At 63.5% G+C, this 19,666-nt stretch carries 17 protein-coding genes; 1 reads left to right on the top strand and 16 read right to left on the bottom strand.

The window, feature by feature from the left end:
• Nucleotides 1-327: 327 nt before the first annotated feature.
• The 11 genes from ACFB49_RS11050 to ACFB49_RS11000 all read right to left on the bottom strand — a co-directional run bounded on the left by ACFB49_RS11050 (nucleotide 328) and on the right by ACFB49_RS11000 (nucleotide 13,200).
• On the bottom strand, nucleotides 328-2,730 hold the full coding sequence (locus tag ACFB49_RS11050) for a TonB-dependent receptor (protein WP_380879390.1): 2,403 nt from the start codon (nucleotides 2,728-2,730) through the stop codon (nucleotides 328-330).
• Between the two features lie 158 nt (nucleotides 2,731-2,888).
• The gene (locus tag ACFB49_RS11045; RefSeq protein ID WP_380879388.1) at nucleotides 2,889-3,314 is read right to left on the bottom strand and encodes a nuclear transport factor 2 family protein; all 426 of its coding nucleotides are present in this window, start codon (nucleotides 3,312-3,314) and stop codon (nucleotides 2,889-2,891) included.
• 23 nt (nucleotides 3,315-3,337) lie between these two features.
• The gene (locus ACFB49_RS11040) at nucleotides 3,338-4,246 is read right to left on the bottom strand and encodes an NAD(P)-dependent oxidoreductase (protein ID WP_380879386.1); all 909 of its coding nucleotides are present in this window, start codon (nucleotides 4,244-4,246) and stop codon (nucleotides 3,338-3,340) included.
• A gap of 20 nt (nucleotides 4,247-4,266) precedes the next feature.
• Nucleotides 4,267-5,703 (bottom strand): aldehyde dehydrogenase family protein, encoded by a 1,437-nt coding sequence (locus ACFB49_RS11035; RefSeq protein WP_380879384.1) that lies wholly within the window; start codon nucleotides 5,701-5,703, stop codon nucleotides 4,267-4,269.
• Nucleotides 5,703-6,938 (bottom strand): CaiB/BaiF CoA transferase family protein, encoded by a 1,236-nt coding sequence (locus ACFB49_RS11030; protein ID WP_380879382.1) that lies wholly within the window; start codon nucleotides 6,936-6,938, stop codon nucleotides 5,703-5,705. The genes ACFB49_RS11035 and ACFB49_RS11030 overlap by 1 nt, the downstream gene beginning before the upstream one ends.
• 124 nt (nucleotides 6,939-7,062) lie before the next feature.
• Entirely contained in the window at nucleotides 7,063-8,130 is a 1,068-nt protein-coding gene (locus ACFB49_RS11025; protein ID WP_380879380.1) for a hypothetical protein, read from the bottom strand.
• 99 nt (nucleotides 8,131-8,229) lie between these two features.
• A complete protein-coding gene (locus tag ACFB49_RS11020; protein WP_380879378.1) occupies nucleotides 8,230-9,108 on the bottom strand; it encodes a crotonase/enoyl-CoA hydratase family protein in 879 nt (292 codons plus the stop codon).
• Between the two features lie 13 nt (nucleotides 9,109-9,121).
• A complete protein-coding gene (locus ACFB49_RS11015; protein WP_380879376.1) occupies nucleotides 9,122-10,090 on the bottom strand; it encodes an NAD(P)H-dependent flavin oxidoreductase in 969 nt (322 codons plus the stop codon).
• Entirely contained in the window at nucleotides 10,087-11,076 is a 990-nt protein-coding gene (locus tag ACFB49_RS11010) for an acyl-CoA dehydrogenase family protein (RefSeq protein ID WP_380879374.1), read from the bottom strand. Before ACFB49_RS11010 ends, ACFB49_RS11015 begins: the two co-directional genes overlap by 4 nt.
• Nucleotides 11,076-12,245, bottom strand: a complete 1,170-nt coding sequence (locus tag ACFB49_RS11005; RefSeq protein ID WP_380879372.1) for an acyl-CoA dehydrogenase family protein — start codon at nucleotides 12,243-12,245, stop codon at nucleotides 11,076-11,078. The genes ACFB49_RS11010 and ACFB49_RS11005 overlap by 1 nt, the downstream gene beginning before the upstream one ends.
• Before the next feature lie 34 nt (nucleotides 12,246-12,279).
• Nucleotides 12,280-13,200 carry a LysR substrate-binding domain-containing protein gene (locus ACFB49_RS11000; RefSeq protein WP_380879370.1) on the bottom strand — a complete coding sequence of 307 codons (921 nt, stop codon included), beginning with the start codon at nucleotides 13,198-13,200 and terminating at the stop codon, nucleotides 12,280-12,282.
• A 99-nt stretch (nucleotides 13,201-13,299) separates the two neighbouring features.
• On the opposite strand from ACFB49_RS11000, the gene ACFB49_RS10995 reads away from it, so the two are divergent.
• On the top strand, nucleotides 13,300-14,100 hold the full coding sequence (locus tag ACFB49_RS10995) for a crotonase/enoyl-CoA hydratase family protein (protein WP_380879368.1): 801 nt from the start codon (nucleotides 13,300-13,302) through the stop codon (nucleotides 14,098-14,100).
• Nucleotides 14,101-14,137: 37 nt separating this feature from the next.
• Here the strand turns inward: ACFB49_RS10995 and ACFB49_RS10990 are convergent, their stop codons facing one another.
• Genes ACFB49_RS10990 through ACFB49_RS10970 form a run of 5 tightly spaced genes read right to left on the bottom strand, consistent with a single transcriptional unit; the run spans nucleotide 14,138 to nucleotide 19,630 of the window.
• Nucleotides 14,138-14,830 carry a cytochrome b/b6 domain-containing protein gene (locus tag ACFB49_RS10990; RefSeq protein WP_380879366.1) on the bottom strand — a complete coding sequence of 231 codons (693 nt, stop codon included), beginning with the start codon at nucleotides 14,828-14,830 and terminating at the stop codon, nucleotides 14,138-14,140.
• Nucleotides 14,805-15,275, bottom strand: coding sequence for a c-type cytochrome (locus ACFB49_RS10985; RefSeq protein WP_380879364.1), 471 nt, complete (start codon nucleotides 15,273-15,275; stop codon nucleotides 14,805-14,807). Before ACFB49_RS10985 ends, ACFB49_RS10990 begins: the two co-directional genes overlap by 26 nt.
• Nucleotides 15,276-15,315: 40 nt before the next feature.
• Nucleotides 15,316-16,674: a DUF1552 domain-containing protein gene (locus ACFB49_RS10980; RefSeq protein ID WP_380879362.1), complete on the bottom strand. Its 1,359-nt coding sequence runs from the start codon at nucleotides 16,672-16,674 to the stop codon at nucleotides 15,316-15,318.
• On the bottom strand, nucleotides 16,674-18,338 hold the full coding sequence (locus ACFB49_RS10975; RefSeq protein WP_380879360.1) for a DUF1588 domain-containing protein: 1,665 nt from the start codon (nucleotides 18,336-18,338) through the stop codon (nucleotides 16,674-16,676). The genes ACFB49_RS10980 and ACFB49_RS10975 overlap by 1 nt, the downstream gene beginning before the upstream one ends.
• Nucleotides 18,335-19,630: a hypothetical protein gene (locus tag ACFB49_RS10970; protein ID WP_380879358.1), complete on the bottom strand. Its 1,296-nt coding sequence runs from the start codon at nucleotides 19,628-19,630 to the stop codon at nucleotides 18,335-18,337. The genes ACFB49_RS10975 and ACFB49_RS10970 overlap by 4 nt, the downstream gene beginning before the upstream one ends.
• Between the last annotated feature and the right edge of the window lie 36 nt (nucleotides 19,631-19,666).

The raw sequence follows: 19,666 nt of genomic DNA, 5'->3' as shown, positions 1-19,666 counted from the left end.
TCCTGCGAGGGAACCCGATGCTTCGGGAGCGGCCCGTGCCGACGACCGCTTGCGCAATCATCCCCTGGCTGTCGACCGCGCCTTATCTCACGGCGCCCGGCTCACACCTCGTAGCGGCGGGACAAACGGAAAAGCAAGGGATCCGTGTGCGGTACGCTGACAGGCGCAAGTCGTTGGCTAGGCGTCCATTAACCGACCCCGCGAGTTCAGCGTGAAGTTGCCAGCCGGCTCTATAGAAAAAGGGGCGACGCCAGTGTCGTGGCGTCGCCCCAGAGTGTGAGAAAGACCGCGCTGGAGAGGAGAAGCGCGGCCCGTCTCCCCCGGCTCTCAGAACTTGAAGCTGGTCGTGATCCCGAACTCCCGCGGATTGGTTGCGGTGATGATGCGATAGCCGGACAAATAGTCGCCGCCATCGGTCGCCGTGCGGGATTCGCCCTGCGATATGTTGGTGATCCGCTTCTGGTTGAGAATGTTCTTGGCGAACAGGCTGACTTCCCATCCGTCTCCCAGGCCGCGCAGACCGACATACAGGTCGAGCAGTTCACGACTTTGATAGTCGAAGTTCGAGCGCTGCGAGAACACGCTCGGACGATAGGAGAAAAGGCCGCGAACGAACGGCTCGAGATCGCCGACCGCAAAGCGAATTTCGGTATTGGCGGTCAGGCTGAAATCAGGAACGTCGCCAAGACGGCCCTTGCTGGCGCAATAGCTGACATTGCCTGGGCCAGTGATCACCGCGTCGCCCTCGGCATCGGGTTCGCCGTCGCCGTTGAAGTCGTTGCACGGCAGGACGGCGTCGTCGAAGCGAGCCTCGACGTAGGAAGCGCTCACCGAGAAGTCCCATGCGTCAATCGGACGGCCGGCGATAGTCGCTTCGATGCCCTTCACGGTCGCATCGCCATTATAGTTGAAGTCGAAGGCGCCATCGACGTTGCCATCGGGCGGTCCGACCGGCTGGCCGAAGACGTTGAGCGCCCCATTGTCGTAGCTGATGCCGGGGAAGCGCGAGATGTAGCCATCGAACTTTTGATAGAAAGCCGACAGGTTCAGCGTGAGCCTGCGATCGAAGAGGGCCGTTTTCAGGCCAATTTCGAAGGCGTCGGAGCGTTCCGAATCTGACTTGATCAGGTCATTGGAAAGATTGACCGGAACACCGACACCCGCTGTACCGGCGCGGAAGGAGCGACCGTAGGCGGCGTAGGCGGTGAGATCAGGCGTAAACTCATAGGTAAGCGTCGCGCCACCCGTCAGAGGATGGTTTGTCGTCTTCGAGAGTTCGGGAGGAATGGCGTCCGAGGTCGACGAGAAAGCCGGAATGAAAGGAATCCCAAAGGCCGGGAAGCCGGGGAAGCCAGGCGAGGTTGCCGTGACGGATGCGCGCTGGATATTCTTGAGGTCCGAGTAGCGCGCGGCAACCTCAAGTCTCAGCTTGTCGGTGAACTGGAAGCTCGAGCTTGCGGAAATCGACCACTGCTCGCTGTTGACCGGGACGACGATGTCGGCGGTGATCGGCAGGAAGAGGCCAAAGGATACCGGCGTGTTGACGAAGAACCTGTCGGCCTTCTGGTTCACCGTCACGGTACCGGTCTGCTTCGAGTAGAATGCGCCTACCGACCAATTCCAGAAAGCATTGGAATTGGACACGAGGCGAAGTTCAGCGACGTCCACATTATAGGGTGTCTTGGTGGTCTGGATGGACGTGTAGTTCGGAATGGCATTGCCGACATCCGAATCTCCCACCTGGACGAGGCGGGAGTCCTGGTGACCGCCTACGAAGTTGAGAGTCGCAAAGTCGAGATCCCAATCGAACGCCAGATTGATGAAGTGCGAATTGTTCTGGTAGCGGCGTGGTCCCTCGTGGACGGCAATATAGTCGTCGACGTCGGCGGGCGGTCCGCTAAGCGTCGGGTCGAAGAGCGCAGGCGCGTTGCCCTCGCCGAAGACCTGATATTGCTGCCGGTTATCGGCATGGAGATATTGATAGGTCAGATTGGCGTTGAAAGCGTCGCTGGGCTGCCAGGCGAGCGAGAGACGAGCGCTCTCGGTGCGGCTGCGCGAACGTTCGTCGCGATTGACGTTGTAGACCTGGTTGAGGCGATTGCCGTCCACGAGCGCTGAAACGCGCATCGCCAGTTCACCCGGAACGAGCGGCAGCGACACGCCGCCCTGCACATTGTAGGCCGACCGGTCCGTGGCAGTCGCCTGGATGTAGCCGTCGACATCGTCGAGGTCGGGACGACGAGTGCGGAAGGTGATCGCACCGCCCGGCGCCGTTCGTCCGCGCAGCGCGCCCTGCGGACCGCGCAGGACTTCCACCTGTTCGAGGTCATAGATCGCGGTAAAGGCCGTCTGGGCGTCGACCGGGATTTCGTTGAGATAGATGTCGACCGACGGCGATGTGCCCTGGTCGGGATTGAAGGTGATGCCGCGAAGCGTGGCGGCATTGCTGCGGCCGTCGGTGTTGGTGAGCTCAAGGCTTGGCGCGAGGCGCTGGATATCCTTGGCGTCGAACAGATTGAGCTTCTCGATCTGATCGCCCGTGACCACATTGATGCTCATCGGCACGTCCTGGAGTGCCCGGGCGTCGCGGGTCGCCGTTACGACGATGTCATCCAGTTGGCCCGTCGATGCCGCGGGCTGCTGGGTGGTTTGCGCCATGGTGGTCCCGGGCAGGGCCGATACACCGGTGCACAGCATTGCGATCAAGATGCGCTGGTTGTGCGATTTCATAATTGCCTCCCCTTGTTAATGTTCCGGTGGCATCTCGTGGCAAATTAGGATGCAACCTTAGCGAGTACTGACTCACATATTTTATGTAGTGACTACTTACATAACGCAACTTGCACTCGGGTGACGGGTCTCGAACCGCGTCACGGATACCGTAGGTCTTAAAAATCGAGATCAAAGCTCTGGTCGAAGCGTACGAAGCGACGCGAGATCTTCCAGCCGTCGGGCGTTCGCTCGACAGTGTCCCGGTTTCGACCGCTTGTGACGATCTGTCCGGTGAGCGGCTGCGCCCCGGCATTCACGTTCAGGAAGAAATATTCCGCGATGACCGCACCGTCGGCCTCACCCACCAGGAAATTGAAGAAATAATGCCGGTTCTTGCCATTGGTCTGTTCGGCCGAAACCTGTGCGTGCCGGATCTGGTCGGCGATGCCTTCATAGCGAATGGCATGGCCTTCGAGCTCGGTGACGACATCGGCCGTGTAGAGGGTTTCAAGCGCAGCCCAGTCGCCATAGTCGGAGCAGTGCGCAAAACGCGATATCAGTTCGATGATCGCAACCTTGTCGTCAGCCGTGAGACTAGCCATCATGTGTCGTCCTCGTCCCGGATTTAGGCGTCGCCCCTGAGACGCGGCGGTGCGATCCCCGCCCGTTCGCACGCCAGATCAAGCAATGCGGAATAGTCCTGCGATGCGAAGGGTGTGGCGCGCGCGCCGCCCAGGACCGCGTGAGCGGCCGCGCCGACCGGCAAGCCGATCCGCTGTTCCGCCGCCGCCGTCATCGCCAGGGTCAGGTCCTTGAAGGCGAGGTCGATGGTGAAGCCGGGCTGCGTGTCGCCTTTCAGCACCTTGTTGACCATCAGCGTATGGAACTGGCCATTTTGCGCCGTCGTGGCACCGGTCACGTCGCGCATCGTCTCGACATCGAGGCCAAGCTTGCTGCCAAGCGTGATCGCCTCGGCGCAGACCTCGGCCACGGTGAGCAACATAAAATTGTTAACGAGCTTCATTCGCGATCCCATGCCGGCGGGGCCACAGCGATGGATCGCGGTTCCCATGGCATCGAGAAGCGGCTTCACCCGCTCGAACGTCGCGTCATCCGCGCCGACCATGAAGAGGCTTTCGCCTCGCTCGGCATGAAGGACCAGGCGACCAACGGGACAGTCGGTGAAGGCGACGCCGATGTCCGCGCAGGCCTTGGCGACACGATCCGTTCCGTTCGCATCGATGGTCGACATGTCCATCAGCACGGCGGTCCGATCGATGTGGGCGAGAACGCCGTCGGGACCGAGTACGACGCTTTCGACATGGGGTGTCGCCGGCAGCATTGTCACGACGATGTCCGCCCCGCGCGCGGCCTCCGCAATCGACGATGCCCTGCGCGCGCCCAGCTCCGCGAGCCTGTCGATCCGCGCTGGATCAAGGTCGAAAACGTTGAGGTCGAAGCCTTTCCGCTGGAGATTGGACGCCATGGGAAGACCCATCGCGCCCAGTCCGATAAATCCTACCTTCGTAACCAATGTCCGCTCTCCCCAGGCGCTCAGAGGACGCCGTGATTGATGTAGGTGGTCTTGATCTCGGTGAAGAATTCGGCGCTCGCGGAGCCCTGTTCGCGTCCCCCGAAGCCGGACGGCGCCCGCCCTCCGAACGGAACATGATATTCGACGCCGGCCGTCGGCGCATTCACGGTCACCATGCCCGCCGTGGATTCGCGGCGATAGCGTTCGGCATTCCTGAGACTGGTCGTCGCGATCCCCGATGAGAGGGCCAGCTCGCAGTCGCCGGCGACCGCAATCGCCTCATCGAAATCCTCGACCTTGATGATGCCGGCGACGGGACCGAAGATTTCCTCGCGATTGAGTTCCATCCTGTTGTCGGTGTCGAGGAACAGCGTCGGCGCCAGGAAATGCCCCCGCGTGCGCGCCTCGACCAGGTGGCCGCCGACCGCAACTTCAGCCCCGCTTGCTCTCGCGCGCTCAATGAAGCCGAGATTCTTCTCGAGCTGTGCCAGATTGGCGACGGGCCCGATCTGGGTGCTGCTATCCAGCGCATGACCGACCCGGAACGCGTCAACGGCCTTGATCAGTCTCTCGACAAAGGCATCGTGAATGCCCTTGGTGACGATGATCCTTTCAGAGCCCGTACAGCGTTGCCCGGTCTGACCCCAGGTTCCTTGCGCCGCGGCCTCGACGGCAACATCGAGGTCTGCATCGTCGAGAACGATGAAGGGATTCTTGCCGCCCAGCTCGAGCTGGACCTTGGTCATCGCAGGTGCGGCCATCTGGAGGATGTGGCGGCCGGTGGGAGTTGCACCCGTGAAGGTGACGGCGTCGGCTTCCTCAACAAGCGTCTGGCCGATAACGCGACCATTGCCCAGGAGCAGATTGAACACGCCTGCGGGCAGTCCTGCCTCGACGAGCATCTCGGCAAGCTGCACGGCGCATCCCGGAGCGAATTCGGACGGCTTGAGAATGACGGTATTGCCATAGGCAAGGGCTGCCGCGGTCTTCCAGGCCGGGATCGCGATCGGAAAATTCCAGGGTGTAATCGCGGCGACCACGCCCACCGGCTCGTAGCTGACGATGACATTGTGACCGTCACGAAGCGAGTCGTGCCATTGCCCGGGATGGCGAAGCACTTCGCCGGCGAAATAGTGGAACACCTGTGCTGCCCGAACCGTCTCGCCAATGCCCTCGGCGAGGGTCTTGCCTTCCTCTCGCGCAAGGAGTGTTCCCACATCATTGGCGCGCGCCAGGAGCAAATCGCCGGTCTTTCGCAGGATATCGGCCCGCTTCTGGATATTGGTGCGCGACCAAGACGGGAGCTGGGCCCGCGCAACGGCAAGAGCCTCCTGCGCATCCGCCAGGCTGGCCTGCGGATATTGGCCGACGATTTCGTCCAGATCCGACGGATTGACCGTCGGGATAAGCGTGCCTTCGCTGCGCCATTGTCCATCGATGAGCTGACGGCCAAGCATCAAAGGGACTCCGCGATAATGCCATCGGCCTTGAGCCGGGCGATCTGCTGTTCTGAGATGCGGAGCACGTCCGCGAGCACGCTCGCGGTGTCCTCGCCTGAGCGTGGCGGCGCGCGACGATAATCGGCTGGCGTCCGCGAGAGCCTGGCTGGAAAGCCGAGGACGCGGATCTCGGTGCCATCGGAGCGCGTCATGTGCCGGATGAGCCCGCGCGCCGAAATTTGCGGGTCGGCGAGAATCTCGGGTATCTCGTTGACCTTGCCACCCGGAAGCTTGGCCAGTTCCATGGCGGCAATGAGCTGGTCCGACTGCCAGGTCGCGACCGCAGGGCGAATTGCGTCCTGCAGCGCTTGCCGGTTGCGATTGCGAGCGCCGTTGTCGACAAAGCGCGGATCCGACGGCAGGTCGGGCAAGCCTATGAGGCTGCAGAAGGATTGAAACTGGCGGTCGTTACCGAGCGCCACCAGCACATCACCGTCCGCGCAGGCAAAATCCTGGTAGGGCACGGTATTGGGATGTTCATTGCCCAGGCGGCGCGGTGTCATTCCCCCGTTGAGATAATTGGAGGCCTGGTTGGCGAGGAGCCCGACCTGCGTATCGAGAAGGGCGCAGTCGATATGCTGCCCAAGGCCGGTCCGATGCCGGTCCTCTATCGCTGCCAGGATCGCGATCACGGCATAGAGACCCGTGAAGAGATCGCTGATCGGGATGCCCACTTTCATCGGGCCGCCGCCGGGCTCGCCGTCGGGCCGGCCGGTGACGCTCATCAGGCCGCTCATGCCCTGGATGAGAAAGTCATAGCCTCCCCGGTCACGATACGGGCCGTCCTGTCCGAACCCGGTGATCGAGCAATATATGAGACGTGGATTGAGCGCGCTGAGCGAGGGATAATCGAGCCGGTACTTGGCAAGACCGCCCACCCTGAAATTCTCGACGACGATGTCGGATTGCGCGGCCAGTTCCCGGATGAGGTCCGCGCCTTCGCGATTCGACAGATCGACCGCGATCGATCGCTTGTTGCGATTGGCGCACAAATAATAAGCCGAATCCCCCGACCCATCGTCGAGAAAAGGCGGGCCCCAGCGTCGCGTATCATCACCCTGGCCGGGCTGCTCGACCTTGATCACCTCAGCGCCCAGGTCACCCAGGATCTGTGTCGACCAGGGTCCGGCCAGCACGCGCGAGAGATCAAGCACCTTGAGCCCGGCGAGCGGACCGGAAGCGGTCGCGGTCATCGCGGGCTCCGCTTGGTCATTCTTGTCATGGATAAGGCCGGGCAGGGCAGGCGCAATTCGCTTCTCCACGGAAATTGGTCGATCGTAGAGGCGGGACGCCGAAGCATCTCGCCCGGGCATCTCTTCAGGCCGCCAGCTGCTGGTGGGGACCGGGCGCTTCGAGCGGGTAGATGCGCGGCGTTCCGAGGTCATAGACCGACGTCAGCAACTTGATGAACGCGCGGTCATGGAGCGGATCGGTCGGAACCTCGAAGCGGTGGCCACGGTCGACCATATCCTTGATGAACATGTCGAAGACCTGGTCGTGGGTGAGGTCGTCGCTATGCTCCATCACCATCCGGAGCTCGTCGAGGTCGGAATAGATCTCGGCGCCCCAGTGGACCAGGAAGCGCATTTCACCGGCCGGTATTTTCTGGATGACTTCGCCATCGGTGGTGATCTGCCAGCCGTCTGCGACGGCCGGGTCGGCCGCGAACAGGGAGTTGAATGCCAGCCCTTCGGGCATCCTCTGGTCGACCGGGCCATTGGCCTCGCCCCGGTGGTACATCATCTCGTTCTGCACGACGACGGCCCGGTTCCACATGGGCGCGGCAAGCCGCTTCGGCTCTGCGAGAGGGCCCTCCGGCCAGTATGTGAAGCCGCCGCCGATCGTCCCCTTGTAGAACCAGGCGATGACCTGCGCCTTCTTCATGAGCCAATGCTGGAAGAGACCGGATTTGGTCATGGTGTTCATGAGCCAGATCGGAGTATTCTTCTGGCTGATCCCGCGGAACTGCGTCGCATCCAGGTGGGCCGGGTCGTGGCTGTGCGACGGTCCCTGGATGTTGAACAGCATGTTGTCGGGACGCGCATAGTCCGCCTTCCAGTAGGAGCGGGCAAGCGCGAGGAACTCCGAATTGTGAAAGCAGTCCTCGAGTTCCGGGTAGAGGCAGGTGCCATATTTGGCGAAATAGCCCCGGAAGTTGGGGGTCAGGAACATGTCGAAGGTGGGGACGACGCCTTCGGGCATCGCGCCCGACATGGTCGCGATCACCTCTTCGGCGGAGGCGAAATGCTGGGCAAGGATCAATTGCCAGGGACCCTCGCGACGGACGACGTCGACCATTCGGCGATGCTGGTCCGCGCTATAGGCGCCGTCCACGATGCGGGGCTCGGCAACCGGTCGGATAGCGGATGCGAGATCTCGTGCCACTTCTGTTTCCTCTCGTCGCGATTCTTGTAGTTAGTGAGTGCTTACCATTTTGTGCGCCGGCTGCAAGACGGGATTGGCTCCGACGCCCGAATTCCGGGACTAATTGTCATTCCAGGGATGGAATGGGGGAAGCTCGGATGCTCGTCCCCTGAAGACGGGTTTGCGCTTGGCGACAAAGGCGTCGACGCCTTCCCGGCCGTCGGCAATGCTGGTGTAGAACATTGCAAGCGACTCCACCCGATGGGCGTCGATCGGATGGCGAGCACCTGCGTTCCGATAGATCATCTGCCGGATCAAGGCGGTGCTGACGGGCGAGCGGTCCGCGACCAGCCGGCGCGCAAAGGCGCTGGCCTCGTCCAGTAGTGTCTCGGGCGCATGCACCGAACGAACGAGGCCGGCCGAGAGGGCTTCCTCGACCGGCAGAATGCGCGCGCTGAAGAGCCACTCGAGGGCTTTGTCGAAGCCAATGATCCGGGGCAGGAACCAGGTGGAGCAGGCCTCGGGCGTGATGCCAAGGCGGCCGAATACGAAGCCAAAGCGGGCGTCCGACGATGCGAGGCGGAAGTCCATGGGCAGGGTCATGGTGGCGCCGATGCCTACCGCGGCGCCATGGATCGCGCCGATGATCGGCTTGGTGCACCCGAACATGGCCAGGGCGACCGGTCCCCCTGTGTCGCGAACGCCGCGCTGGATGTCGGCATCCTCGAGCCGGTCCTGCATGTCCGCCAGCGTCGGGTGCAGGCTTTCGTCCAGACCGAAGACATTGCCGCCTACCGACAGATCCATGCCTGCGCAGAAGGCGCGACCGGCGCCACTCACCACGATCGCCTTCACCGCATCGTCGGCACTGGCGCGCGTATAGGCATCGACCAGCTCATCGGCCATCTCGACGGTGAAGGCGTTGAGATGGTCAGGCCGGTTCAGCTGCAACTGCAGCAGGCCGTCGTCCATGTCGTAGCGGATGGTCGCGTAAGACATGCTTTCCCGATCCTCAGGCCGCCAGCCGCGCCGCGGCGTCGAGCGACGCGCGGCAGTCGACGACAATCTGTTCGATCAGGTCTGCGCAGCTCGGGACATCGTCCATCAGCCCGATCGCCATGCCGGCCCACAGGAGCCCCGCATCGACGTCGCCCGATTCCAGCGCGCCGCGTCCTCGTGCGCCCGCGACGAGCGGCTGGACGTCGGCAAAGCTCGCGTCGGGCAAGCGCTCGCGCGTCGCCACCTCCTCGGAGATGGCGTTGCGGAAAACCCGCGCAGTGTTGCGGAACGGCTTGAAGATGATCCTTGTGTCGCGCTCGGTGCCCGCGACGATCGCCTGCTTGATGCGGTCGTGGATCGGCGCCTCTCTGGTGAGCATGAAGCGCGTACCCATGTTGATGCCATGAGCACCGAGCGTCAGCGCGGCGGCAAGACCACGGCCGTCGGCAAAGCCGCCCGAGGCCAGGATGGGGATGCTGAGCGCGCGCGCCGCGGCCGGGATCAGGACAAGGCCCGGGACATCATCTTCACCGGGATGGCCGGCAGCCTCATATCCGTCGATGCTGACCGCATCGACGCCATTGCGCTCGGCCGACAGCGCATGGCGAACCGAGGTGCATTTATGAACGATCCGAACCCCTGCATCCTTGAAGCGGGCGACGAATTCCTTCGGATTATTGCCGGCCGTCTCGACGATCGTGACGCCCGCCGCAATGATCGCCGAGACATAGTCGGCATAAGGCGGCGGGTTGCTGCTGGGCAGGAAGGTCAGGTTCACGCCGAACGGCTTGTCGGTCATGGACCTGCAGCGCTCGATCTCCTCGACAAGCGCGTCGGGGGTCGGCTGGGTAAGGCTGGTCAGGATGCCCAGGCCTCCGGCATTGGAAACGGCAGCGGCGAGTTCGGCGCGGCCGACCCACATCATCCCGCCCTGGACGATCGGATAGCGGATGCCCAGCAACTCGGTAATCGGTGTTCTCATGCTGCCATGTCCGTGTCGGTGATATGCCGGCGAACGAAATTGACGCTCGAGAGCGCCGGCGCGGCCAGCCGCAATCGGCCAAGCTCCGACGCCCAATAGCCTTCGCTGCCCCCCGCCAGCCGCCATTCGCGCAAGCGCCGCGAATAGAGCTGTACGTCGCTTTCCTCGCTGATGCCGATGGCGCCATGGATGGCATGAGCGATGTCCGCGACCACGAGCGCCGCCGCACTCGCCCGGCATTTTGCGGTTGCTGCCGCTGCCCGACCGCCGGAGATCCCTGCGCGGCAACCGATCTCGGCGGCCATGCGCGCGGCAATCACTTGCTCTGCCATGACGGCCATTTGCTGCTGGACCGCCTGCTGACGCGCGATCGGCTTGCCAAACTGCGTTCGGTCATTGGCATAAGCGATGGTCATCTCGAGCAGACGCCCGGCGGCGCCCGCGATGGCCGCGCTTGCGACGATTGCGGCAAGCTCTCGCAAATCGCGCGACGCCGGAAACGAGGGGCCCTTCAGCCTCGCCGGCCAGCGCAGGATTGCGGTCAGAGGATCCGAAGTGCTGGCCGGAACAAGCTCCGCCTGAGCGAGCGGCGCAAGGATGTAATGATCGCCGAACTGGACGAGCGCATCACCTGCAGCACGCGCCATCGGTATCGGCGCGCTGCAATGCTCCGGAACGAGCAGCACAGGACCCGACGGCTGTTCGGAGCGCTTGCCGGCGATGAGGGCGCGCGCGATCATCGTTTCGCCGACGGGAAGCGGGACTGCGTGGCGCCCGAGCGCCATCAGCAAGGGGGCTGCGTCGGCAAGCGACAATCCGGCGCCGCCAGCGTCTTCGGGCACGAGCGCGTCGAGGAATCCCGAGGCGTCGATCAGCGTCCATAAAGCTGTGGACGAGCCCCCGGCCTCGATTGCGCGCGCGACCGACGGCGGACAGCTATCCTCCAGAAGTCGATCGAAAGGTTCAAGAAGTTCGTCTCTGGTCATCAGCGCAATCCCAGTCCGCGCGCGATGATGCCGCGCAGGATTTCGCGCGTGCCGCCGCGCAATGAGAAGCTCGGCGCGATCTGGCTCAGATAGGCGACGGTCCTATGGAATTCGGGCGCGACGCTTTCCTCGGGATGCGCTGCGAGATCGTCGCCGATCCAGGCGGGCAATGCCTGCTCGAAGCTGGTGCCGAGATCCTTGACCAGCGACGCTTCGAAAACCGGGCTCTGGCCCTGTGCAAGCAGGGCGGTTACCGCGATCGACATCGTCCGCAAGGTCGCAATCTCGGCTGTCAGGCGCCCGACGAGGGCGCTAGTCGCGCGGTCGTTGCGTCCGGCGCGAGCGACATGGGCGATCCAGGCATCCGCAAGCACGATGCTGGAATAGATGCGCTCGGGGCCGGATCGCTCGAAGGCGAGTTCGGCAGTGACCTGCTTCCAGCCCTCGCCCTCCGTGCCGATGAGCGCGTCGTCGCCAAGTTCGACATTATCGAAGAACACCTCGGCGAAATGAGCGTCGCCGGTCAGGTCGACGATTGGCCTGATCACGATGCCGGGCGTCTTCAGGTCGATGATGAACTGCGACAATCCCTGCTGCCGATCGCCCGCAGTTCCCGACGTGCGCACGAGAGCGATCATATAATCGCTCTGGGCAGCATTGGTGGTCCAGATCTTCTGTCCGTTGAGCCGCCAGCCGCGCGCCATTCGCTCGGCCCGGGTGCGCACGCTCGCAAGATCGGAGCCCGAACCGGGCTCGCTCATGCCGATGCAAAAGAATGCCTGCCCTGCGCAGATGCGAGGCAGATAAAATTCGCGCTGCGCCTCGTCGCCATAGTTCAGGATTAGTGGCGCGCTCTGCCGGTCGGCGATCCAGTGGGCCGCGACCGGAGCACCGGCCTGCAGAAGCTCTTCCACCACGACGAAGCGGGCAAATGGACCGTAGCCGCCGCCGCCATAACGGGGCGGAAGCGTCAGGCCGAGAAACCCTGCCTCGCCCAGTCGCCTGCTGAAGGCTGCGTCGAAGCCCTGCCAGGAACGGGCCCGTCGATCGAGCGCGGCGAAAGGCATCGCCTCCGTGATGAAGGTTCTGATCTTCGCCCTCAGATCTTCGTCTGGCGCGGATATGGAAGTGGGCGCTAGGCTTTCGAACAAGGCGGTCACTGCACTCATGGGCCATTTCGGCGATGGGCAGCGATAATCTGTTTTATTGGTCGCGATCGTCCAATATTGTTTTGGCCTCCGGCGATACTGACTGTGTATCACTCCGGGCGAGCGCGAGAAAATTCAGGGCGGCAGGGCTTGCCCCTTCCGCCCGGATTGCGACACCGGCTTCGATGGGTTTGGGGTGATCGAGGCGGACTAGGCGGACGCCCTCGGGTACGTGGCGCGTGGTGCGCGCCGGCACGAGCGCGACGCCGAGGCCGCTTTGCACAAGGCTCAATATGGTGTGCACCTGGGTCGCCTCCTGGGCGACGCGGGGCATGAACCCTGCCTCGTGGCAGGCCATCAGCCCGATCATGTGAAGAACGCTGATGCGGGTATGGAGGATGAACGGCTCGCTCGCGAGCGAGGCGAGGGCGAGGCTGCCGGAAGCCGCAAATCTGCTGGCGGCCGGAACCGCGGCGATCAGCTCGTCGGATTCCACCACCTTCACGATCAAGTCCCTGCCATCAAGCAGAGGAAGCCGGACCAGGCCTACGTCGAGATCGCCGGTTCGGATCCGGCGCGCGATATCCACGCTCGTGGAGTCCTCGAGGACGAGGTCGACCTGCGGATATTGACGACGGAAAGGGGGAATGATCCGGGGCAGAAGCGAATAGATGGCCGAACCGACAAAGCCCACGCGCAACTGGCCGCGCTCGCCCGACTGCCCCTGTTGCGCCGCCAGACGAACCTCCTCCGCCCGCGCAAGGGCCGCCCGCGCCGGCTCGAGCGCGGCCTCGCCGGCAGCGGTCAGCATCACTCCACGTGAGCCCCTCACGAACAATTGTGCGCCGAGATCCAGTTCCAGCTTGCGGATGGCGACCGTCAGCGGCGGCTGGGATATGTTCAGCTTCTGCGCGGCGCGATGAAAGTTGAGCGTCTCGGCCAGCGTCGTGAAATAGAGAAGCTGTCGGAGATCCATGATATCCAAATCATATCGGCGAAAGAAAAATCGATATTAGCTCGGAGCGCAAGGCACGCCTAGCCCTTTGCCGTGAAACCCAGGAGGAGAGTGAAGACCGTGGAAAAATTCTTGTTGGTCGAGCGAGACGGTGCGGTCGTCACTGCGACGCTCAATCGCCCGAACGAACGGAACGCCATTTCCGAGCAGGAGCATATCGGCGAGATCGAGGAATTCTGCGCGGACGTGGCTGCGGATTCGAGCGTGAAGGCGGTGGTCCTGACTGGTGCGGGTTCCGCCTTTTGCGCCGGTGGCAATGTGAAGAGCATGCGAGATCGCAAGGGCATGTTTGCAGGATCGCCGCTGGATCTGCGCAACAAGTATCGTGCCGGGATCCAGCGCATTCCGATGGCGCTCTACGAGCTTGAGGTGCCGGTGGTCGCCGCGGTCAACGGCCCGGCGATCGGCGCCGGCCTCGATCTTGCCTGCATGTGCGATATCCGCGTCGCCGCGGACAATGCGGTCTTTGCCGAGAGCTTCGTCAAGCTTGGCATCGTTCCAGGTGATGGTGGCGCCTGGCTGCTGCCACGCGTCATCGGCATGGCGCGCGCCTCGCTCATGACCCTGACCGGAGACATGATCACGTCCGCCCAGGCGCTCGAATATGGTCTGGTAAGCTCCGTCGTCCCGGCCGATCGGCTGCTCGAAACGGCACAGGAGATAGCGAGGAAGATAGCCGCCAATCCCGGGCATGCCACGCGTCTTGCCAAGCGGTTGCTCCGCGAGGGACAGGATATGAAGCTGGGACCATTGCTCGAGCTATCCGCGGCCTATCAGGCGCTGGCCCATCATACAGCCGATCATGAGGAAGCGGTCGCGGCCTTTCTCGAAAAGCGCGCGCCAGCCTTCACCGATCGCTGACGGCGAGTGTCAGGTGGCGCACCTAAGGGTGCGCCACCTAACCAACCCAGAACCAGATGGCGCCTGCGAGCGCTGCCACGATCAGCAAGGCGGACAGGTTGGACGCTGGCCGCATATCTTCTTCTCCCGCAACCTGATCTGCCCGGCCATGGATCATCGGAGCGACGAGATTCTTCCCGCCATAGAGGCGATGAAACAGGATCGCGCCAAGATGAAGGCCGATCAATCCGAGGAGCAGATTGAAGGTCAGGGCATGTGTTTCGGCAGCGAGGCGGCCGGCGTCGAAGTCCACCAGATAGGATAAGGGGCCGGATTCCATCCCGTCGACATCGACCGCGAACAGACCGAGCAGGACCTGCGCTGCCAGGAGGCCCAGCATGGCCAGCACGCTCCAGCCGCCCAGCGGATTGTGCCCCGAGCGGTGCCACGGGCGACGCAACGGTAGCCCGGACAGATAGTTTCGGACGGCGACCGGGCTCGCGACAAAATGGCTGAAGCGCGCGGTCGTGCTACCCCATATGCCCCAGGCCAGCCGGAACAGGATAAGCGTCAGAATGGCGTAGCCCGCCAGGCGGTGCCACTCGAGCTCGCGCTGCTCGGCTGTCCACCAGGCCGCTCCGATCAGGAGGACGAGCGACCAGTGGAACAGCCGAACCGGCAAATCCCAAACCAGGACGCGTCGAGACGGGGCGATGGCCGCCGGCTCAGTCGGTTTCGCGATATCGGTCATGGCAGGTCTTGCAGGTGGTGCCGAGCGCCTTTTGCGCCTGCGCGATCTGCGCCGCATTGCCGCTTGCGATCGCCGTATTGAGGCCGTTGGCCGCGGTGACGAAGCTTGCGTGCGCGCGGTTAAAGCCAGCCATATCGGTCCACACCGTGGATTTGGCGCGGGTTTTTTCGCCGGATTCCGGGCCGCTGCCCTTCGGAAACCATTTGAGCTGCCCCTGGGCGCGCGTAGCGATATCGCGCGCGAGCGGTCGGATGGTGGCGAGGTCAGGGCTGCCCGTCTTCACCTCATCGCTGATGGTTTTGAACGCGCCGCCGATCTCCTTGTAATTGGCCTTTCGAGCCTTGACGGCAGCGGCGATGCCGGGTGGCGCCGCCTGGGCAGGCAAGAGCAACGTGCTCCCTGCGATCAGGGCAGCCAGAACCCGCCCGGTAAGATCGAATTGCATTCCAGTCCTTTCCTGCTCAAATTTGGAGTCGTCGCCCGGCTCAGGCGAGAATCTCGTTGATCGGCCGGTTCGTGCGCATGGCATCGGTGCCCCAGCTGTCGACCGCGACGCCCATGACCTGCTGCGCTGTGAGACCGACACGCGATATCGGCTGTCCACCGCCGCGCACATGCAATCCCGGCTTGACCTTGCCACCCGCGCGTCCAGCCAGCATCACCGGGACGCCGGCGACATCATGGTTCTTGGCATAGGACACGTCGGAATGGGCGACGATCAGCATGTTGTCGAGCAGCGTCCCGTCGCCTTCACGAATGGCGGCCATCGCCCCGACAAAATCGGCCCAGGCTTCCATGTTGCGAACCGCAAATGCGTCGACCGTGCGCTGGTAACCGACCGAGCGATCGATCAGCTCCTCATGCGTCGTCTGATGATATCCTGTGGTGTCGCCTGCCACGCGCAGATCCGAAGCGGCGGTCGTCAGGTTCATGTTGAAGACACGAGTCTGGTTGCACGCGACGGCCATGGCGAGAAGCTCGGCCATCAGTTTGTGGTTGGCACGACGCGTGTCGAAATCGGTGAGATCGGCCCCGGCCGCGAGCGCGCGAGGCGCCTCGGGGCGGACACAGGCTTCGGCGGGCGGCGGCTTTTGAAGCTGCAGGCTGAGCTTTTCTTCCATTTCCCGCACCGAGGTGAAATATTGGTCGAGACGCGCCCGGTCCGCGGCCCCAAGCCGCTTCACCAACGCGGCGCGTTGTTCGGTGACGCCTGAAAGCACGCTCCGCCGCACGATGAACTTGGGGTCTGGAGTGAAGGACGCGGCATTGGGATCGCGAAAGTCGGGTCCGAATATCCGTTGGTACAGCTCGACCGCGTTCGGGATGGTCGCATTCATGCTGTTGCCGTTCCTGAACGAATGGCTCGTGCGCGGATTGCCGTCCGCGCTGAGCTCCAGCGAACGAAAATAGGCACCGCTGCCGATCTGGTCGGCGATGGTGACGTCGAAGGTCGGCCCCTGGATCGCCTGCCAGATATCCGCAGGCGCGCCCGTGCGAACCGCCGTGTTGCCCGAGATGTGCGGGAGATTGCCCTTGCCGTCGAGCAGCACGTCGAAGCCGGTGAGCACGCTTACATGCTGGCGCACCGGCTCGATGGGGGCGAGTTGCGGTGGCAGGTCGTAATTCGCGCCATCGCTCTTGGGTTCGAACCGGGCCGGGATCATGCCACAGCCCCAGAACCATGTGCCAAAACGGACGGGAAGAGGCGCTCCGCCCAGCGTGGCGGCGAAAGCGGTGCCGCTATTGTTCAGCATTGCGTCCAGAACGGGAAGTCCGAGCGTGACGCCCGCGCCGCCGAGCATCCCCTTCAGCATGAAACCCCGTCGGCTCAGATCGCGCCTCATCACAATGACCCCTTGGTGGAATTGCCGGGATTGTCAGCCAGTCGCGCCGCCCGTTCGCCGGGAGCGAACTCGTAGAATTCGGGTCTGAGCGCGATTGCTCGCATCAGATCGATGAAACGGTAACCCGACTGCGCGAAGCCGGCCTTCAGCCCTGCGACCGCAGGCGCGTCAAATCCGGCGAGATTGCGTCCGTTGGCGAAACGCCAGCTCGACTGGACGAGGCAGTTGATCGGGCCATCGTTCCGCTTGAACAGCCATCCGAGCGCTGCGGCACCATCGAACGTCGTCTTGGCGAAGCTTCCCGTCGTGTCGATCGGCTCACCATGTTCGGTTTGGCGAAACTGCCCGGCGCCGTCGAACTTCTCGAGCGCAAGACCCATCGGATCGGTCAACTTGTGGCAGCTGGCGCATTCCTCATCGTCGAGATGGGCGGAGAGTCGCGCTCGCGTGGTCTTGAGCGTCGGATTGTCCACGTCCTGGACGACGGCGAAATTGACGTTGGCAGGCGGGGAGGGGATCTTTTCGCACAAAAGGATCTCCTGGATCGCCTTGCCGCGGAGCGTCGGAGAGGTTCGGCCGGGATGCGAATGCTGCGCGAGAAAACTGACCTGGGTCAGAATGCCGGAGCGCGGATCATTTTCCGGAAACTCATGGAATGTCCAGCCGCGCTCCGCCACGGGGACATCATATATGGGACCCAGCGTCCGGTTCATTGCCATCCGCCTGGTCGTGAATATGTCCCGATAATCGCCGCGTCGGTCGAGCAAGAGATCGAGGATCGTCCGGAGCGTCTGCTCGCGCGCGTCCGCGGCAACCGCGCTCGAGAAGGCCGGATAGATCCGGGCGTCTTTTGCCAGCGTGTCGATGTCGTCGAGCTGCAGGAAGTCCGTGAAGAAGGCGCGGACACCGTCAGCCAGCCGCGGAGACGCGAGCATGCCGTCGATCACCCTGGCGCGGCTGGCCGGATGATCGAGGTCGCCATTCCTGGCGGCAGCGAGGAGGCCGTCATCGGGCGGCGCGTTCCAGAGAAAGAAGCTAAGCCGGCTGGCTTTTGCCCAGCCGTCGACCACCCGACGGCCTTGCTCCACGCCACCTGGCCGGTCGATCCGGAACAGGAAGTCCGGACTGGTCATCAGGCCCGTAAGCACCGCGGCGACGCCCGCATGGAAGTCGCCAAGTGTCGCGCCGCTGGCCAGTGTATCGGCGACAAGGCCGGCGCGCTCTGTCGTGCTCAAGGGGCGGCGGAGCAGTCGCGGTGCGACCCTGTCGAAGAATTTGCCGGCGCAAGCAGCGCCTTTGGGATCGGCGGCCTCCGGCGCGCAGCCAAGCAGTTGCGCGCGATGGTCGGGCGAGACAACCTGCTCGGCGACATTGCGGGCGATAGCCTCATATTGCTCGAGACCGCTGCTGGTAACCGATACCGCGCTCGTGCCCACCGCGAGGAGGCCCTCGATGCGCAGGTCCGGTTCGAAGCGACCCACGACCTTGATATCGGATCCGAACGTGTCGGCGATTGCCCGGCGATATTGCGGCTCCGTGATCCGTCGGACGGTTGAAATGGCTTCGCCTTCCGGGGCGGGCGATGCGCTGTCGGCCGTCGCAAAGGCGATCGGGACGATTGTTGCGGCGCAAAGCAGGAGAGCAAGGCTTCGGGTAGCGATCATCGGGCCTCTTCCAATGTGCGGGTCGTCGTCGCGGCGATGCCGGTAGCGGGGCGATCATTGATGAAGGCCGCCACGCCCACGAAGCCCAGTGCCGAGGAGATCGCAGTATTCCGGCGGCTCTTTGGATCGCGATACCCATCGGCAAGCTTGTCGATCGCCTGGCGCACGCCTGGACAGGATACGCGCGAAAGATTGGCGCCATTGATCGTCATCTGCTCGATCGACTGATAAAAGCTTGCGAGCGTGTAATAGCCGTAGAAGCCGCCCTCGATCCCGCCATCCTCGAGGAGCTTTGCACGGATGCGCGCGCCCTTGAGCACGCGCGGGGCGTCGACGATCTGCTCCTTGTAATTCAGCCTGACATCGACCGGATCGGTGGTCAGCACGCCGTCGACGATGCGTCCGCGCGTGGTCGCCCGAAATGCCGGGTCGGGACTGGTATCGAACGTCGCCCGCGCCAGCGCGCCGCCAACCGAATTCTTTGCGATGGCGTCGGCACTCGCGACCACGGTGACGGTGACATCGGCGTCGTTTTTCGGGTCGTCGATTCCGGAGATCGAGATCAGCGTCGGCGCCCGCGCGGAGAAGAGGGTGGCTTTGGCCGTCGCCGGATTGCCCGATTCCCGAAAGGCCGAGACGCAGCCGATCGCCCGCCACAACTGATTGTCGACGCCCGTCTCGCCCTCCGGACTGGAAAATGAGGATCGGCCGGCCTGATCGTCCAGATTCAGCCCCGAAGCGATCTTGCCGTCATAGGTTCGATAGCCGCGTGCGAGCTGAGGAAAGTCCTCCGGATAGGTGCAGCTGTCATAGGCCAGGAAATGGTCCTGGAAAGCCAGCTTGCCGCGCCCCTTGGGGAAATCATTGAGCTTTGCGATCTCCCGGACCTGCTCGAGGGTGGGCGCTGCGCCGTCCTTCAAATCGGAGGGCAGTCGGGCGAGCGGCGACTTGCTCGACGAACCGCCGCGAAGCACCATGCGCCGGAACCCGAGACGCTCGCCCATCAGCTTTTCGAGCTCGGCGCGCTTGCCCTGGGCGCCGTAGATCGCCTGCTCCTCAGGTGACAGCGAAGCCAGGAACGACTCAAGGCCGCCTGCGGCCAATGGCTGGCAGACGCCCTCCTCGGGCGCCGATGCAAAATAGATGTTGCTGAGCACGAAGGCGCGTTGTCCAGGATCCCCGCCGGTCGGAGCATTGGCGCCGCCCACAAGCATGGAAACGAGCGGCAAAGCTGCAATCAGGTACCGACGGCGACGCGGCACTTTCCCTTGTTGCACGGTCCTTGCGCCCATCATTCCCCTCCTGCCACCCATCTGAGTGACTACTTG

The sequence above is a fragment of the Sphingomonas sp. DBB INV C78 genome (assembly GCF_042693015.1).
Taxonomy (GTDB): domain Bacteria; phylum Pseudomonadota; class Alphaproteobacteria; order Sphingomonadales; family Sphingomonadaceae; genus Sphingomonas_E.
The sequence above is the reverse complement of the archived record's forward strand: the minus strand, read 5'-3'. Positions and strand labels throughout refer to the sequence as shown.

Excerpts from the sequence above, each read along its gene's own strand:
- ACFB49_RS11050 (WP_380879390.1), bottom strand. The coding sequence starts at position 2,730 with ATGAAATCGCACAACCAGCGCATCTTGATCGCAATGCTGTGCACCGGT.
- ACFB49_RS11045 (WP_380879388.1), bottom strand. The coding sequence starts at position 3,314 with ATGGCTAGTCTCACGGCTGACGACAAGGTTGCGATCATCGAACTGATA.
- ACFB49_RS11035 (WP_380879384.1), bottom strand. The coding sequence starts at position 5,703 with ATGCTTGGCCGTCAGCTCATCGATGGACAATGGCGCAGCGAAGGCACG.
- ACFB49_RS11030 (WP_380879382.1), bottom strand. The coding sequence starts at position 6,938 with ATGACCGCGACCGCTTCCGGTCCGCTCGCCGGGCTCAAGGTGCTTGAT.
- ACFB49_RS11020 (WP_380879378.1), bottom strand. The coding sequence starts at position 9,108 with ATGTCTTACGCGACCATCCGCTACGACATGGACGACGGCCTGCTGCAG.
- ACFB49_RS11015 (WP_380879376.1), bottom strand. The coding sequence starts at position 10,090 with ATGAGAACACCGATTACCGAGTTGCTGGGCATCCGCTATCCGATCGTC.
- ACFB49_RS11010 (WP_380879374.1), bottom strand. The coding sequence starts at position 11,076 with ATGACCAGAGACGAACTTCTTGAACCTTTCGATCGACTTCTGGAGGAT.
- ACFB49_RS11005 (WP_380879372.1), bottom strand. The coding sequence starts at position 12,245 with ATGAGTGCAGTGACCGCCTTGTTCGAAAGCCTAGCGCCCACTTCCATA.
- ACFB49_RS11000 (WP_380879370.1), bottom strand. The coding sequence starts at position 13,200 with ATGGATCTCCGACAGCTTCTCTATTTCACGACGCTGGCCGAGACGCTC.
- ACFB49_RS10990 (WP_380879366.1), bottom strand. The coding sequence starts at position 14,830 with ATGACCGATATCGCGAAACCGACTGAGCCGGCGGCCATCGCCCCGTCT.
- ACFB49_RS10985 (WP_380879364.1), bottom strand. The coding sequence starts at position 15,275 with ATGCAATTCGATCTTACCGGGCGGGTTCTGGCTGCCCTGATCGCAGGG.
- ACFB49_RS10980 (WP_380879362.1), bottom strand. The coding sequence starts at position 16,674 with ATGAGGCGCGATCTGAGCCGACGGGGTTTCATGCTGAAGGGGATGCTC.
- ACFB49_RS10975 (WP_380879360.1), bottom strand. The coding sequence starts at position 18,338 with ATGATCGCTACCCGAAGCCTTGCTCTCCTGCTTTGCGCCGCAACAATC.
- ACFB49_RS10970 (WP_380879358.1), bottom strand. The coding sequence starts at position 19,630 with ATGGGCGCAAGGACCGTGCAACAAGGGAAAGTGCCGCGTCGCCGTCGG.